Origin of the sequence: Thermomonospora umbrina (assembly GCF_003386555.1) — a bacterium.
Taxonomy (GTDB): domain Bacteria; phylum Actinomycetota; class Actinomycetes; order Streptosporangiales; family Streptosporangiaceae; genus Thermomonospora; species Thermomonospora umbrina.
The window spans coordinates 1,391,214-1,405,901 of the sequence record NZ_QTTT01000001.1 but is presented as its reverse complement, the minus strand read 5'-3'; the positions used below and the strand labels follow the sequence as shown (position 1 = coordinate 1,405,901).

Genomic DNA, 14,688 nt, shown 5'->3' with positions numbered 1-14,688 from the left:
ATAAGTCAGAACACGCGCAATGGAGACACCGGAGAAAGGGGCTCGGAAATGCGAGTGATGATCCGCCGAACGGCTTCGGCCGCGGTGACGGTGATGGCGGCGACCGGCCTTGCCGCCGTGATTCCCGCGACGGCCCACGCGGCCGGGCCGTGCAGCAATTCGATCGTCGTCCTGGAGCGCACCTTCACGGTCGACTGGCGGGGCGCGCTCATCGACCGGGCGAACAGCGGCTACGGCTACGACCTCCGTGCGGGCCATTCCATCGAGGTCGTCGGCGCCTCCGGCGAGATCTGGGCGGGCGTGGCCTTCACCGGCCGCAACGGGCCCGACGGCTGGCGGAACTGGCCCGCCCCCGACGACGGCCGCTGGCCGCTGCCGGGGGCCGACCTCTACTCTCTCGTCGGAACGTTCAAGGACCGGCAGACCGGTTTCGAGCGCGGCACGTTCCCCGTCGGCACCGGCACCGGGGGCTGCGTCCCGGTCCCGGCGGGCGGCACCAGCGTCCTGTACCTGCGCCACAACGACCAGTACACCCTCGACAACGACGGCGCGTTCACCGCCCGAGTGCGCATCTGGAGGCGCATCTGAACACCGAGCCGGACACCGAGGCCGTGCGGACGCGGCCGGGCCTCATGGCGTGCCTGGCGGTGACGGCCATCGCCTACTCGGTGATGCACCACATCGGCTTCGGCCTGGCCTGGCTGGGCACCGTGGGCGGCACCCGCTGGGTCGACTGGATCGACATCGGCACCCCGTACGCGGTCCTCCTGCCCGCCGCGATGGCCCTGTACGCGGGCGATGCGGGACGCGCCACCTGGGCGCTCTACCTCGTCGGGGCCATCACCTATGTGGAGGGCCACGGCATCCACCTGGCGGCCAACTCCGTTGGCAACGACGCGCCCGGCGAGGTCGCCCACCTCTGGGACGAGGTCGTCGGCCACTACCTCTGGTACGCGGGGGTCTTCCTGGTCTTCGCGGCGCTCGCCCGGGTGCTCCTCCGGACCTCCGTGACCCCGGGAACGCCCGCGTACCTCCTCGCCGCCATCACCGGCGTCACCGTCGCCACCAACGCCCTGGAGGGCGGCACCGCCCTGATGTGCATCGGCGTCGCCGCGGCCTTCCTGGCGTGGGCCCGACGCGCCGGCCCCGGACCCGGCCGCCTCATCCTCGCCGCCGCCGTGCCCGCCCTCGTGCTGCTGCTCGCCTACGGCCTCTGGCAGCGCGGCTTCCCCCAGCCGACCGAGATCGGCCTGCTCTGAGCGCTCCGGAGGACGCGCCCGCCGTGTGCGCGAACGCACATGCCGGTATCGAGTTGAAGAGTTCTTCAATTAGATAAGCTTGCAAGCTCCATGGTGCACGCAGCGGGCGCCCGAGGGCGCCCCCTGGACGAGGGAGATCGACGTGGGGCGTGGACGCGCGAAGGCCAAGCAGACGAAGGTCGCCCGCAAGCTCAAGTACAGCAGCGGGGGCACCGACCTCGAGCGCCTGCGCCGGGAGCTGGGCGCCGACACCGGGGCGGCCGAGGACACGCGGACCGACCACGCCGGCGAGACGGCGTGGGAGGCCACCGAGGCACCCGGGAGGCTGGACGCGTGAGTCGGCTCGGTGCCGTTCCGCTCTACCAGGCCAAGGCCGAGCTGTTCAAGACGCTCGGCCACCCGGTCCGCATCCGGGTGCTGGAGTTGCTGAGCGGCGGCCCCATGCCGGTCCGCGACCTGCTGTCGGCCATCGAGGTGGAGGCGTCCAACCTGTCGCAGCAGCTCGCGGTGCTGCGCCGGGCCGGGGTCGTGATCGCCCACCGCGAGCGGTCGACGGTGATGTACGAGCTGGCGGGCGGGGAGGTGCCCGAGCTGCTCCGCGTCGCCCGCCGCATCCTCACCGACATGCTCGCCGGTCAGGACGAGCTGCTGGCCGAGCTGCGGTCCCCCCGCCCCGCCACCCATCCCGGCTGACGGCCCTCCCGACCTCGGAGGGCGTTCGGCCCTCTGACCTGGCCGCACGGAGCTCCAGGGGCGGACCGGCCGAGAAGTACCGGACGTTCGCCCTTGAGGACGCCAACCGAGGGCCTCGGTGAGCCGTCCTTCGCATATGGACACATTTCGCATTGCCCTCGCCGCCGCGGTGGCGGCGGGGCTCGGGGTCGTCGTGAGCCCGTCGGCCCTGGCGGCGTCCCCGCCCGCGTGGCGGGTCTCCTTCCGGGGAGCGTCGAGCACGTTCATCGACGATGTCGCGGCCGTCGGGCCGCAGCGGGCCTGGGCGGCGGGCCGCCGGGTCACCAAGCGGTTCGATCCCCGGAACGGGGGGTACTTCAACGCGCCGGTCCTACGTCGTTGGGACGGCCGGACGTGGACGGCGGTCCCGACGCCGGCCGGCCCCAAGGGCTTCCCGCTGCGGGAGCTCTCGCTGGTCGAGGCGTCGTCGCCGGGCAACGTGTGGACGGCCGGCACGGCCACCTCGCCGACCGGCGATCTCTCCTCGGCGGATCGCTCGGTGCTGTCGCGTTGGGACGGCGGGCGCTGGCGGCTCATGGGGTCGGGGCGGACCACCATCCTCGACCTGGACCTGCTGGGCTCGCGGCACGCCTACATCGTGGGCCGCAACGACCGGAACGGCACACGCTTCTTCAAACACTTCCAAGACGGCCGATGGACCAGCCTGCCCGCCCCGGCCGGGCTGAGGGAGGTCAGCGTGCGGGCCCCCGGCGACATCTGGGGGATCGGCTCGTCCGGCCTGCTGCACTGGAACGGCAGGACGTGGCGGACGGTGCAGCCGCCCAAGATCAAGGTGCCCGCCGCGCCCACCCCGGGCTACGGGCGGGTCACCGTCCGCCTGGACGAGGTGCTCGCCACCCCGAAGGACGGGGTGTGGGTCGCCGCCGGGTTCCAGCAGGGCGACTGGTCGCAGCCGGGCACCGTGCTGTTGCACCTCAAGGGCGGAACGTGGCGGCAGACCCGGCTGCCCAAGGACGTCGTCCAGACGCTCACCGGTGACGGCGGGAACGGCTTCTGGGCGGCCACCTACCGCGAGACGATCACCGCAACCCCTCAGGGAGGGGACCCTTACGCCTACACGATCCTGTCCATCGACACCCTCCGCCACACCGCGGGCAGGTTGACCCGCCAGAACCTCACGCCCACGACCACCGGCTTCCGGTGGACCGCGCTGAGCGGCATCCCCGGCACCGGGTCCGCGCTGGCCGCCGGCTTCAACTGGGTTCCGTCTTCGAGCAGCGTGATCTTCCGTTACCTCCGCTGAAAGCCACCGCGCCCGTCCCCGGACCGGACGGGCGCGGCCGAGCCGCCGACTCCCGAACGTCAAAAGACCCCAGCGTGATCGCCGGGGTCTCGCGTTCTGCCAACTGAGCGGGGTGCGCCGTCAGGGACTTGAACCCCGAACCCGCGGATTAAGAGTCCGCTGCTCTGCCAATTGAGCTAACGGCGCCTGTCGTGTGGGGGTGCCCCCCCTTGCGACGTCAGGAACTTTATCAGGACCCGCTGAGGTTCGCGAATCGGTTCGGGGCCTCCGGGGACGCGCTGAGCTGGGGTCGGACCACGGCCCGGGAAACGCGAAGGGCCCCGGTCATCGAGACGATGACCGGGGCCCTGCGTTACCTCTCAGGGTGAGTGAGGGGACTTGAACCCCCGACACCCAGGACCACAACCTGGTGCTCTGCCGACTGAGCTACACCCACCACGTACCGGAAGAACCGGCCTAGAGAAGTGTAGCGGCTTCCGCCGGGTGGTTGGCGCGGGGATGGACTAGCCGTTCTCCTCCGCGGGCTCGGCGGCGGCGGCCACGACCTCGGCGGCGAGGGTGCGGGCGGTGTCGGAGTCGGGGCCCGGCTGGGGCACGAAGACGGCCTGGCGGTAGTAGCGCAGCTCGCGGATGCTCTCCGTGATGTCGGCCAGCGCACGGTGACCGCCGTGCTTCTGGGGGCTGGCGAAGTACGCCCGGGGGTACCAACGCCGCGCCAGCTCCTTGATCGAGGAGACGTCCACCATGCGGTAGTGCAGGTGCGTGTCCAGGGCCGGCATGTCACGGGCGATGAACGACCGGTCGGTGGCGATGGAGTTGCCGCACAGGGGGGCCTTCTTGGGGTCTCGGACGTGGGTGCGCAGATAGGTGAGCACCAGGTCCTCGGCCTCGCCGACCGACACGCCGCCGGGCAGGGCCTCCAGCAGGCCGGAGGCGGTGTGCATGTCCCGCACGACCTTCGTCATCTGGGCGACGGCCTCCTCGGGAGGCTTGATCACCACATCCACGCCCCGGTCGAGGATGTTGAGCTCACTGTCCGTCACGAGCACCGCGATCTCGATCATCGCGTCCGCGCGCAGGTCGAGGCCCGTCATTTCGAGGTCGGCCCAAACCAGTAGGTCGTTCATGGACTTCACCCTAATCGGCCGGGACGGCGTGGCGGATCGCGTTCGCGACGTGCCGTCCGGCGCCGTTCCGGCGGAACGGTCAGGGGACCTTGATGGATTCGAAGAGCTGGTCGAGGTCCCCGCCGTTGGGGTGACTGTCGGGAATGGTGATCCAGACGACGCTGGGGCGGGTGCCGGACCCCTGGTCGATCAGCACGAAGGTGACCGTCTCGCTGCGGAAGTTCCAGCCGCGGGCCTGCGCCTGCGGGAAGTCGAGCCGGAACTTGGTGAAGTACGCCTTGTGGTCGCTGATCTCCAGGTCGTCGGCCTCGAGGTCCTCACGGGTGTGGGAGGGGTAGCTGCCGTTGGGCTCCGGCTCGGTCTCGATCGTCTTGGCGAACGCGGTGACCGCCGATGCGAGGTCCTCGGGCCCGCCGTACTCCACGGAGGAGGGCAGCCGCCCCGAGTAGACGGAGGCGAGGTACTCGCTCTGGCCGTTGTAGTCGTTCTGGACGACGGCGATCTGGCCGCGGCTGAACCCGTACGTGGTGGCGAAGCGGCCGTTGGGGTCGACGGTCTGGGGACGCCAGGGGGCGCCGAGCTGGGCGTAGGAGACGCCGGAGGCGGTGTCCTGGAGCGTCCCGGTGACCGGGGACTTGACGGTGGCCCGGACGCTGGGCGCGGCGGTGCCCGGGCTGGGGGCGGCGGTGGGGAGGGGCCGGGGATCCTCCTCGAACACCCCGGAGGCGAACAGGGCGACCACCACGATGAGCGCCACGATCACCACGCCGCCGCCGCTGAGCGCCCACAGCATCCCGTTCCCGCCCCGGGCGGGCGGCGCGGGCGGCGGCTGCCAGGGCTGCGGCGTCTGCGGGCCCACCGGGGACCGCCAGGGTTGCGGGGTCTGCGGGCTCGGCGGGACGCCCTCCCAGTTCCAGGCGGGCTGCGCCTCGGGGGTGGGTGTCCACGGCGGCGGTGTGGACGGGCCCGGCTGCCCGCCCCCCGCCGCCGGGGGAGCGATGATCTGCGGTGCGCCCGACGGCGAGGAGGGCGGCGTCGCGGCGGGCGGTGGAGGGGAGGAGGACCCGGCCCCGCCCTGGGTGGTCTCGGCGTCCTCCCACTCGTCGGTGGGCTGCGTGGCCTGCGTCCACTGGCCGCCGTCCCAGTAGCGCAGCAAGCCAGGCGTGCCGTACGGATCGTGGTACCAGCCGGCGGGTGTCTGGCCGCTCATGCCGCCGAGCGTATGCCAGACACATCACGATGGGATCACCCGGTCACGATTCGACCGCCATGTCCGTCGTGCCGACCGCCGTGACCTGCGGGGCCTCGGCGACCCGTTCGCGAACGTGCGCGGGGACGGGGATTCCGGGCCGCAACAGCGGGTCCGGGACCGGCTCGCCGAACACCTGCCGCGTCGGGAGGACGCCGGCCCACACGTCCAGCGCGTAGTCCTCCTCCTCTTCGCTCGGCGGGCCCTGCCGCATCTTCACCGAAGCCTCGTCCAGCGACAGCGCGAGCAGCGCGGTGGCGGCCAGCTCCTTGCGGTCGGGCGGCCGGACGACGTCCCACTGCCCGGGGGCCATCCGCTCGGCCAGTGCGCGCAGCCCGGTGATCACCTCGTCGGGGTCGGTGACCCGCCGCGGCGTTCCGTAGATCATCGCGCTGCGGTAGTTGATCGAGTGGTGGAAGATCGAACGGGCCAGCACGACCCCGTCGACATGGGTGACGGTGACGCAGACGGTCTGCGCGGGCCCGTCGATCATGCTCCGCGACCCGGTCGAGCCGTGCAGGTAGAGGGTGTCGCCGTCGCGCCCGTACCCGGTCGGGATCACCCGGGGCGCGCCGTCCACGATGACGCCCAGGTGGCAGATCATGCCCGAGTCGAGGACGTCGTGGAGGGCGGCCCGCTCCGTCAGCCCGCGCTCCCGGGACCTGACGAGCGTGGTGCGGCTGGTGGGGGACAGTTCTCGCGTGCTCATGGCGCTTACGCTAGGCGTCGAGTGGCTTTGCCTGTAGAGCCACTGAACCCCGGTTTCGGGAGACCACTTTGGCCAAGGAACGGAACGGCCGCCGCCCCCGCGTCCACCTCGACCTGCCCCTGCTCCTCGACCGCACCGCCGCCGAGCCCCTGACGGCCCAGCTCATCGCCCAGCTCCGCACCGCCGTCCGCGAGGGCCGCCTGACCGCCGGCGAGCGCCTGCCCGCCAGCCGCGCCCTCGCCACCACGCTCGGCGTCAGCCGCACCGTGGTCATGGACGCCTTCGCCCAGCTCTACGCCGAGGGCTGGCTCGACGGCAGACACGGCTCCGGCACCTACGTCGCCGACGTCCACCCCGTCCCACCCCCACCGCCCGACCCCGAAACCCGGGGATGTACGCCGGGAACGACCGTTCAGAACCCCGACGGCGCGCCGCTGGTGGAGGGCTACCTGGGAGGGGAGCACGGCCCCGGCGCTCCGACCGGAGCCCGACCGCGTACGTCGGGAACGACACGCCGGGCTCCCTACTGCACGGAGCACTCGGGTGCCGAGCGGGGGAGCGTTCGTGGCCTGTCGGCTGTTTCGGGGGCGAACGGGCTCCGGGCGGTCTCGGAGGAGCGACCGTTCGACGGTTCGGTCGGGGTGGAGAACGGTGACGGGGTGCCCCAGGGGTGCGTCGATCTGCGGCCGGGGGTGGCGTGGGTGGGGGATCTGGACACGCCGGCGTGGCGGCGGGCGTGGCGGATGGCGGCGTCGGTCGCGGCGGCCGATCGGGCCGATCCCTGGGGGTTGCCGGGGCTTCGGGCGGAGCTGTGCGAGCACATGCGGCGGAGTCGGGGCGTCACCTGCGGGCCGGAGCAGGTCGTCGTCACCCGGGGGGCGACCAACGCCCTGGACATGCTGGCGGCGACGGTGCTGCGGCCCGGCGACCGCGTCGGCCTGGAGGAGCCCGGATACCTGCGGGCCCACGCGGTGATGGCATCGCGCGGCGCCGAGGTGGTCCCGTGCCCGGTGGACGAGCACGGACTGGTGGTGGAGGGGCTCCCCGAGGGGCTCAGGCTGGTCTACACCACGCCCTCACATCAGTACCCGCTCGGCGGGGTCCTTCCGGTGCCGCGTCGGCAGGCCCTGCTGGCCTGGGCGCGGCGCACGGGGGCGCTGGTGGTCGAGGACGACTACGACGGCGAGTTCCGGTACGACGTCGCGTCGCTGCCCGCCCTGTACGGGCTGGACCCGGAGACGGTGGTCTACCTCGGCACCATGTCCAAGCGGCTGGCCGCCGACATCGGCGTCGGCTGGCTGGCGGCCACCCCTCGGCTGGCCGCCGCCGTCACCCGCCGGCGCAGGCAGCTCAACGACCGTACGGCGCCCGTTCCCCAGGAGGCGGTACGGCTGCTGTTGGAGCGCGGCGACCTCGACCGGCACATCGGCCGGATGCGCGCCGAGTACGCCCGCCGGCGGGCGGTGGTGGTCGAGGCGTTCGAGGGTCTGCGCCTGCACGGGGACACGGCGGGCCTCCACCTGGTGGTCGAGCTTCCCGGTACGGAGGTGCGCCGGATCATGGCGCGCGCCCTGGACGAAGGGGTGCTGCTGGACTCGCTGGAGCGCAACCACGTGGGCCCGCCGTCGGTGACCGGGCTGGTGATCGGCTATAGCGCGACGGGCCTCGCGGACCTGCGCGACGGCTGCCGCCTGGTCCGCGCCCTCATCGACGAGACCTGACCCCGTACGACCCGGCTCAGACGGGGTCGGGGGTGAGGAACGGCTCGGTGTCCCTGGCGAGTCGGCGGCTGAGGAGGTCCGTGGCGCTGTCGGGCGTGGGGGACTGGCCGGGAAGGCACGGCCGGCCCACCGGGCCGCCCGCGGCGACCACCTGGCGGGGACGCGGCAGCTCCAGGACGGGGGTGTCCTGGCCGGTGATGCGGCGGATGTCGAGGGCCCCCGGGTCGGCCTGCAGGGACTCCGGGACCTGGGAGGCGCCGAAGTGGCCGCCCCGGGACCACGGGCGGCGTCGGCGTTCGGAGTGGTACGACTGCGGCGCCGGCAGCGGCGGGCCCGCCGGCCAGCGGCGGGGGACGCCCCAGGTGTCGAGCCAGCGCATGATGAGGTCGAGCCCGGCGAGGGGCCCGGTGGTGAACGGCTCACGGGACAGCGCGACCACCATGATCTGGAGGCAGATCCGGCCCTCGCCCCGTACCGGGTCGTCCAGCAGACAGCCGGCCAGGGTCGCGGGGAGGAGGTGGACGATCTCGCCGGCGCACGGGTTCCACACCAGATGGGCCGGACGGCCCTGGCGGGCCAGGTCGTGGGCCGTGGAGCGGGCCGACACCAGCCGGGGGTCGCTCTCACTGGAGAACCAGACGACTCTGGGCGCACCTCCCTTCAGTCGTCCGCCGTCCAGTGTCACCGGGATGCGTCCGGCTCCGGGTAGCCATGCGTCGGCCACTGTGCGTCCCCCCATCGGGCGTTGTGCCCCGAATGGTGTAATCCTTCGTTGTTAGCGGAGACTGACCGGTAAGTCCAGGCCAGGGGTCCGCCGAGCGGTTCGGCGCTGATCGGGTGCGATGTCGGGCGACCGCCTCTTTGATCATGCGTCGTCGCTGCTGATGCGTACCCGGCCGGTGATCGGAATCCACCTCTTCCGACGGAATCCGGAATCGGCCGGGGCACGCCCATTGTCCGTCGGGACGGTGAAAAGTTTCCGAACACGGCCAGATGTGGCCGAGAGATTACGGAGCGCCACGTGGACCGATCTTGCCCCGACGAACCGGGGTGCGCTCTCATGGAGCGCCGGACGCGCGTGTGCCCGATCACGGCCGGCGGACCATGTGATGGGGTGGTGTCATGAGCGGTGAGCTTCCGGCCGGTGTGCCCGGCGTGGACGTGCCCCGGCTGGTCGACTGGATGAAGGGCGCGGTGCCCGACGCGGGGCGGATCACCGCGATCAGGGTGATCGCCGGTGGCCGGTCCAACCTGACGTACGGCATCACGCTGGAGGACGGGCGGCGGGTCGTGCTGCGCCGCCCGCCGCTGGGCCACGTGCTCCCCACCGCCCACGACATGCGCCGTGAGCACCGCGTGATGTCCGCGCTCGCCGCCGGCACCGCGGTGCCCGTCCCCGAACCGCTGGCCTTCTGCGCCGACGAGGGCGTGATCGGCGCGCCGTTCTACCTGATGGACCACGTGGACGGCCGCGTCCTGCGCACCCTCGAGGACGCCGCGGACGTCCCTCCCGGCGAGGCGCGCGCGCTCGGCGAACGGCTCGCCGAGGTGCTCGCCGAGATCCACCTGGTGGACGTGGAGGCGGTCGGTCTCGCGGACTTCGGTCGCCCCTCCGGCTACATGACCCGCCAGCTCAGACGGTGGGGGCAGCAGTGGGAGCGCTCGCAGGAGGCCGTCCTGGCCACCGGCGTCTCCCGGGACCTGCCCGCCTACGGGCGGCTCGTGGCGCGACTCGCCGAACGGATGCCCGCCGAGGGCCCCGCCCGACTCGTTCATGGGGACTACCGGCTGGACAACGCGCTGGCCCGGCTCGCACCCCGCCCGGAGATCGCCGCGGTGGTCGACTGGGAGATGTCCACCCTGGGCGACCCGCTCGCCGATCTCGGCCTCACCCTGCTGTACTGGGCGGACGCCGGGGACGAGGAACGGGGATCGATCCCCGTCGGGGCCACCGCGACCGCCGCCCCCGGCTTCCTCGACCGCCGGGGCTTCGCGGAACGGTACGCGGAGATCACCGGCTTCGATCTCTCGGACCTTGACTTCTACGTGGCGTTCGCCTGTTTCAAGCTCGCGGTCATTCTGGAGGGCATCCATGCCCGCTACCTCCAGAACGCCACGGTGGGCGAGGGCTTCGACAAGCTGGGCGACTCGGTGCCCGTCCTGCTGGACCGGGCCCACCACATCCTGGACACCCGCTCGCCGTGGTGAGCCCGCTCAGCCGCGCCTCTGGGGGCCGTCGGGGGACGGCTCCTCGCGGGGAGGCGGGGTGGCGCAGGCCCAGGTGACGACGGCGGTGCCGTTCGGGGACAGCCGCACGCTGCCCGAGCCGCTCTCGGTGCACGCCCCCTCCCGGGTGGCGGTGACCTGGGCGGACGCGCCGCCGGCCAGCGTCCCGCCGCCCGACGCGACGACGCCCTGAGCGGACCTGACGCTCCAGCGGACCGGGCCCCCTCGGGCCGACACGGTGAACGAGCACGAGCGCGACCCCTCGGGGATGCTGCATCCCCCGACCGAGAGCACCCCCCGTGCGGGTGGCGAACTCGTGGACGCGGAGGGCGACGGCGTCCGCGTCCTGCTGGGGCTGGGGCTCGTGGAGGACCGCGTCGGCGTCGGACGGTCGGCGGTCGGCTCGGGGCTCTCGGTGGGGTCCTCGGGCTCGCTCTGCGCGTCCTCCGGGTCGGTCATCGACGGGCCGGAGGACGAACCGCTCGCGGCCGGTGCGCCGGAGCCGTCGGGCAGCACCATGTAGGCGGCGGCCACCACCAGCAGGACCACCACGGCGGCCGCCACCACCGGCAGCACCCCGCGCTCACGTTTGCGCCCCTCGCCGCCGGGAGCCGCTCGCCGGGTCGAACGGTCTCCCGCGGTGGGCCGGCCCCGATCGTCGAACGGTTCGGCGTTGTGGGCCGCGTGCGCGCGGACCTCGTCGTACTCGGGGTCGGTGGCGGCGATGAGCACGGCGTCGCGCAGGTCGTCGGGCATCGATGCGACGGGGAGGGACTGCATCAGCCGCCCCGTGGCGACCTGGCGCTCCCGCTGCGGGGCGCATCGAGGACATTCCGCCACGTGCCGGCCGACCTCGCGGGCCTTCTCGGGGGGAAGGGGCGAAGGCTCGTTCATGGTGAGCGCGGCGACCTCGGGACAGTCCGGCGTCCGGGCGATGATCGCGATGAGCAGGGCCTCGTCGAGCCGGGCGCGGGCCTCGGCGGCCAGGCGCGCCGCCTCCGGGTCGGCGAGCATGAGGACGCCGGCGATCTCGTTCGGCTCCAGGGCGTGCCGCAGCAGCAGGTCCAGGGCCTCGCGGGGGCGGCCGCCCAGACCGGACAGCGCGCCGTGGACCATCCGGCGCAGCTCCATGCGCCGGGCGACCTCGTCCTCCCCGGCGAACGGGTCCGCGGCCTCGGGGGCGCGCACGGGCGGCCGGGCCTCGCCGGTGTGCGGGTCCACGACCAGCCCGGGACCCGCCGGGGCCCCGTGTGCGTCGGGGAGCCGCAGCCTCCGCAGGCACTCGCGCCGGGCCAGCGCGTACAGCCAGGGGCGCAGCCGGCCGGGGTCGTCCAGGACGCCGACATGGACCCACGCGGCCAGCAGCGTGTCGTGCAGGGCGGCGGCGGCCAGGTCCCGATCGCGGAGCAGGGCGTGGCAGTAGTCGTACAGCCGGGGGGCGTAGGTGTCGAAGATCTGCGCCAGTGCGTTGATCTCGCCGGTGGCGGCCGCCTCGGCGAGCCGCCGGTCATCGGAGGGGTCGAGAATCGGCCATCCGGACATCACGTACTCCCGCGTTCGCGCTCGAGTCGCCACCGGCCGGGAAGCTCGCGGAGGCCCGACGCCCCGCTCCCGTCGGGCCTCCACATAAAGGACGGGTGAGCCCCCCGGCCGGTTGGCATGACTTTCCAGGCAATTTCCGTGGATTCCGGCCCGTCAGTTGGCGATGCGGCGGGACAGCGCCTCCAGGAAGACCTTCTGGATCTGCTCGGGCGTCTCGGCGACGTGGACGCTGCCGCCCGTGACCTTGGCGATCTGCTTCATCTCGGTGGTGTCGACGTCGTCACCGATGCCGACCAGGATGATCTGGACGGGGCGGCTGGGGTCGGTGATGTCGCGGAGCCTGGACAACGTCCGGGCCAGGGACGGCCCCTCGGGGTCGTCGTTGCCCTTGCCGTCGGTGAACAGGATGATCGAGTTGCCGAACTCGGGCTTGTAGGTCTCCGTCATGTACTCGTACGCGGCCAGGACGGTGTCGAACAGACCCGTGTCGCCGGTCGGTTTGACCTGGGTCCTCGCCAGGCTCGACAGGATCAACTGACGGCGGCTGACCGAGCCGACGCGCTCGCCCAGCGGCCCCACGGGGACGATCTCCCGCCAGTCCTTCGAGCCGTCCAGCTTGGTGGAGAACAGCCACTGTCCGAGCTCGGTGTCGTTGGGCAGGAGGCTGAGACCGCCCTGCGCCGTCCGGGCGGTGGCCTGCAACCGGTTCACCCCGGGGGCGATCGGCTCGGCCATCGTGCCCGAGATGTCGAGGATGGACAGCATCCGGATGCTCAGCGACAGCTTGGCCCAGGCCTGCGTGACCTCCTGCACGGTCGCGGGCTGCGGCGCCGGCATCTGCTTGGGCCGCTTCGGACTCACGCCCGTCTTCTCCCCGAACGTGGTGGGCGCCTTGCCGTCGGCGGACCGGAAGCCCAGCCCGCGCACGTCGTCGCGGGTCGGCTCGGTGTTCAGCGCCTGCTCCAGCAGCCGGGCGGCCCGCCGGGTGTCGGAGTCGTCGTCGGTGATCGCGAACGGGTAGTCCATCAGCAGCGTGCCCTCGCTGGGGTAGATCGCCACCGCGGGCTCGGCCGGTGTGCTCCGGTTGTGCGCCCACACCGCCTGCTCGGGCGCCATCGCGATCGGGTAGCGGCCCTTGCGGTCCTTGCGGAACGACGCGAACTGGGACTTGACCGAAGGGGTCGTGTTCTCCCGCATGGTCCGGACGATGCCGGTGAGGATCGCCTCACGGTTGGGGTCGTTGGTCAGCATGATGTTGGCGACCATGACCGCGCTCAGACCGATCGCGTTACGGGTCGGGTCCGGCACGTAGAGACGCACTCTGCCCGCCGGGATGATCTGGTTGCGGGTGACCGCCCCGCCCGGGGTGCCGCCCGCCGCGCTCAGCAGGTTGTCCCAGGACGGGGTGGCGATGACGCCCTCCTGGCTCAGCCCGGCGGCCAGCGTCTGCGGCATGGCCACCACGAGGGGCGACTGCGCCACCGACGTCTTGGTCATCTGGACGGCGTCCTTGCCCTTGGCGGACGTGCGCACCAGCGAGGTCCACAGGGTCGAGTCGGGGATCCACACGTCCGGCCGCTGGTTGGATCCGCTCTCCACGGCCTGGCCCGACAGCAGCGTCATCACCGCGGAGGGCTCGGCGGCCCGCACGGCGGCCTGTACGCACTTGCCGCCCGCCTCGTGCTCGGCGTCGTTGAACCGCTCGACGGACTTGCCGATCGCCGGCGCGATCTCCGGCGCCACCGCGACGTCCAACCGCAGGGCGTCGTCCCCGCCGCAGCCGCCGCCCCCGCCGGCGAACGCGTACACGCCCACGCCCAGCAGCACCGCCAGCCCCACCGCACCGGCCATCGGCCCGATCAGCGCGCCCGCACTGCGCTTCTTGCGCCGCCCGTACTCGTAGTCGCCGCTGCCGTAGCTCCCGGACCCGCCACCGGACCGCCCCGAGCCCCCCGAACCGCCGGAGCCGGAGCCCCCCGAACCACCCGAGCCCCCGGAACCGCCGGGGCCCGTCCGGCCGCCGTCCGACCTGCTGATGGAGTCGTACGCGCCGAAGCCCGCCCCGGAGAACGCGGCGTCCTCCTCCCGACCGCCGCCCGTCCCCTCGGACGAGAGCGCCGACCGTCCGGGAGAACGCCCGCCGGGATCAGAGGCCCCGCCGAAGGCGCCTGTGCCGTATCCGGATCCCGACCGCCCCTGCTCGGTGCCGAACCACTCCGGCACGTCGGATTCACCCGACCCACCGACACCGGCCGCGTCGTCGGACCTCCCATACCCTCCGGAGGCCCCACTCCCACGCGAAGACTCCCCGTGGGCCCCACTGTCACGCCCGGATCCGCCATAGGGCGTCGAACCCGTCGCCCGTCCCGCGCCCCCATAGGGCGAGGCACCACTATCCCGCGCGGCCCCACCGAAGGCCGGCGAGGCACTGTCCCGTGGGAACTCCCCGTAGGGCGAGGAGCCGCTCTCGCGTGCGGATCCGCCGAACGCCGGGGAGGCGCTGTCGCGAGGGGATTCTCCGTAGGGGGAGGAGCCGCTGTCGCGTGCGGATCCGCCGTGGGGTGTGGAGCCTGTATCTCGTGCCGTGCCGCCGAACGGCAAGGCGCCGCCGCCTGGTGCGGCCCCTCCGAATGCCGGGGAGACGCCGTCGCGGGGGGACTCCCCGTAGGGCGAGGAGCCGCTGTCGCGTGCCGAACCGCCGAACGTTGGGGAGGCGCTGTCGTGAGGGGACTCGCCGTAGGGCGAGGTGCCGCTGTCGCGTGCGGATCCGCCGTGGGGTGTGGAGGCTGTGTCCCGTGTCGTGCCGCCGTATGGGGAGGTGCCGCTGGTTTGGGCGGGCCCGCCGAAGGCCGGGGAGGC

At 72.9% G+C, this 14,688-nt stretch carries 13 protein-coding genes and 2 tRNA genes; 7 read left to right on the top strand and 8 right to left on the bottom strand.

The genetic code is table 11. The features are described 5' to 3' along the window. Positions 1-48: 48 nt before the first annotated feature. The 5 genes from DFJ69_RS06050 (at position 49) to DFJ69_RS06030 (ending at position 3,255) form a co-directional block, all read left to right on the top strand. The gene (locus DFJ69_RS06050; RefSeq protein ID WP_147312223.1) at positions 49-588 is read left to right on the top strand and encodes a hypothetical protein; all 540 of its coding nucleotides are present in this window, start codon (positions 49-51) and stop codon (positions 586-588) included. Positions 589-611: 23 nt separating this feature from the next. Continuing rightward, positions 612-1,259, top strand: a complete 648-nt coding sequence (locus DFJ69_RS06045) for a hypothetical protein (protein ID WP_147312222.1) — start codon at positions 612-614, stop codon at positions 1,257-1,259. Positions 1,260-1,401: 142 nt separating this feature from the next. Beyond that, positions 1,402-1,596, top strand: coding sequence for a DUF3073 domain-containing protein (locus tag DFJ69_RS35330; RefSeq protein WP_116021562.1), 195 nt, complete (start codon positions 1,402-1,404; stop codon positions 1,594-1,596). After that, positions 1,593-1,952, top strand: coding sequence for an ArsR/SmtB family transcription factor (locus DFJ69_RS06035; RefSeq protein WP_116021561.1), 360 nt, complete (start codon positions 1,593-1,595; stop codon positions 1,950-1,952). Before DFJ69_RS35330 ends, DFJ69_RS06035 begins: the two co-directional genes overlap by 4 nt. 136 nt (positions 1,953-2,088) lie before the next feature. Next, on the top strand, positions 2,089-3,255 hold the full coding sequence (locus DFJ69_RS06030) for a ligand-binding sensor domain-containing protein (protein WP_147312221.1): 1,167 nt from the start codon (positions 2,089-2,091) through the stop codon (positions 3,253-3,255). Positions 3,256-3,368: 113 nt separating this feature from the next. On the opposite strand, the gene DFJ69_RS06025 is transcribed toward DFJ69_RS06030, so the two are convergent. The 5 genes from DFJ69_RS06025 to DFJ69_RS06005 all read right to left on the bottom strand — a co-directional run bounded on the left by DFJ69_RS06025 (position 3,369) and on the right by DFJ69_RS06005 (position 6,340). After that, positions 3,369-3,441, bottom strand: a tRNA-Lys gene (locus DFJ69_RS06025). 177 nt (positions 3,442-3,618) lie between these two features. Then, positions 3,619-3,691: transfer RNA gene (locus DFJ69_RS06020), tRNA-His, on the bottom strand. Between the two features lie 67 nt (positions 3,692-3,758). Beyond that, positions 3,759-4,382, bottom strand: a complete 624-nt coding sequence (orn, locus tag DFJ69_RS06015; RefSeq protein ID WP_116021559.1) for an oligoribonuclease — start codon at positions 4,380-4,382, stop codon at positions 3,759-3,761. A 79-nt stretch (positions 4,383-4,461) separates the two neighbouring features. After that, positions 4,462-5,592, bottom strand: a complete 1,131-nt coding sequence (locus DFJ69_RS06010; protein WP_116021558.1) for a DUF2510 domain-containing protein — start codon at positions 5,590-5,592, stop codon at positions 4,462-4,464. Positions 5,593-5,635: 43 nt separating this feature from the next. Further along, positions 5,636-6,340: a pyridoxamine 5'-phosphate oxidase family protein gene (locus tag DFJ69_RS06005; protein ID WP_116021557.1), complete on the bottom strand. Its 705-nt coding sequence runs from the start codon at positions 6,338-6,340 to the stop codon at positions 5,636-5,638. Positions 6,341-6,408: 68 nt separating this feature from the next. Here DFJ69_RS06005 and DFJ69_RS06000 point away from each other — a divergent pair, with 68 nt between their 5' ends. Beyond that, positions 6,409-8,061, top strand: a complete 1,653-nt coding sequence (locus DFJ69_RS06000) for an aminotransferase-like domain-containing protein (protein WP_245974065.1) — start codon at positions 6,409-6,411, stop codon at positions 8,059-8,061. A gap of 16 nt (positions 8,062-8,077) precedes the next feature. On the opposite strand, the gene DFJ69_RS05995 is transcribed toward DFJ69_RS06000, so the two are convergent. Further along, positions 8,078-8,785 (bottom strand): hypothetical protein, encoded by a 708-nt coding sequence (locus DFJ69_RS05995; protein WP_245974063.1) that lies wholly within the window; start codon positions 8,783-8,785, stop codon positions 8,078-8,080. 398 nt (positions 8,786-9,183) lie between these two features. On the opposite strand from DFJ69_RS05995, the gene DFJ69_RS05990 reads away from it, so the two are divergent. Then, the gene (locus DFJ69_RS05990) at positions 9,184-10,269 is read left to right on the top strand and encodes a phosphotransferase family protein (RefSeq protein ID WP_116021556.1); all 1,086 of its coding nucleotides are present in this window, start codon (positions 9,184-9,186) and stop codon (positions 10,267-10,269) included. A gap of 6 nt (positions 10,270-10,275) precedes the next feature. Here DFJ69_RS05990 and DFJ69_RS05985 read toward each other — a convergent pair whose 3' ends face one another. Together DFJ69_RS05985 and DFJ69_RS05980 are read right to left on the bottom strand one after the other, a co-directional pair. Continuing rightward, positions 10,276-11,829 carry a sigma-70 family RNA polymerase sigma factor gene (locus tag DFJ69_RS05985; RefSeq protein ID WP_116021555.1) on the bottom strand — a complete coding sequence of 518 codons (1,554 nt, stop codon included), beginning with the start codon at positions 11,827-11,829 and terminating at the stop codon, positions 10,276-10,278. 153 nt (positions 11,830-11,982) lie between these two features. Continuing rightward, positions 11,983-14,052: a substrate-binding domain-containing protein gene (locus DFJ69_RS05980; RefSeq protein WP_281275817.1), complete on the bottom strand. Its 2,070-nt coding sequence runs from the start codon at positions 14,050-14,052 to the stop codon at positions 11,983-11,985. Between the last annotated feature and the right edge of the window lie 636 nt (positions 14,053-14,688).

Bases quoted from the DNA above. Each gene is read 5' to 3' on its own strand.
- orn (WP_116021559.1), bottom strand. From the start codon at position 4,382: ATGAACGACCTACTGGTTTGGGCCGACCTCGAAATGACGGGCCTCGAC.
- DFJ69_RS06050 (WP_147312223.1), top strand. From the start codon at position 49: ATGCGAGTGATGATCCGCCGAACGGCTTCGGCCGCGGTGACGGTGATG.
- DFJ69_RS05985 (WP_116021555.1), bottom strand. From the start codon at position 11,829: ATGTCCGGATGGCCGATTCTCGACCCCTCCGATGACCGGCGGCTCGCC.
- DFJ69_RS06010 (WP_116021558.1), bottom strand. From the start codon at position 5,592: ATGAGCGGCCAGACACCCGCCGGCTGGTACCACGATCCGTACGGCACG.
- DFJ69_RS06005 (WP_116021557.1), bottom strand. From the start codon at position 6,340: ATGAGCACGCGAGAACTGTCCCCCACCAGCCGCACCACGCTCGTCAGG.
- DFJ69_RS05990 (WP_116021556.1), top strand. From the start codon at position 9,184: ATGAGCGGTGAGCTTCCGGCCGGTGTGCCCGGCGTGGACGTGCCCCGG.
- DFJ69_RS06030 (WP_147312221.1), top strand. From the start codon at position 2,089: ATGGACACATTTCGCATTGCCCTCGCCGCCGCGGTGGCGGCGGGGCTC.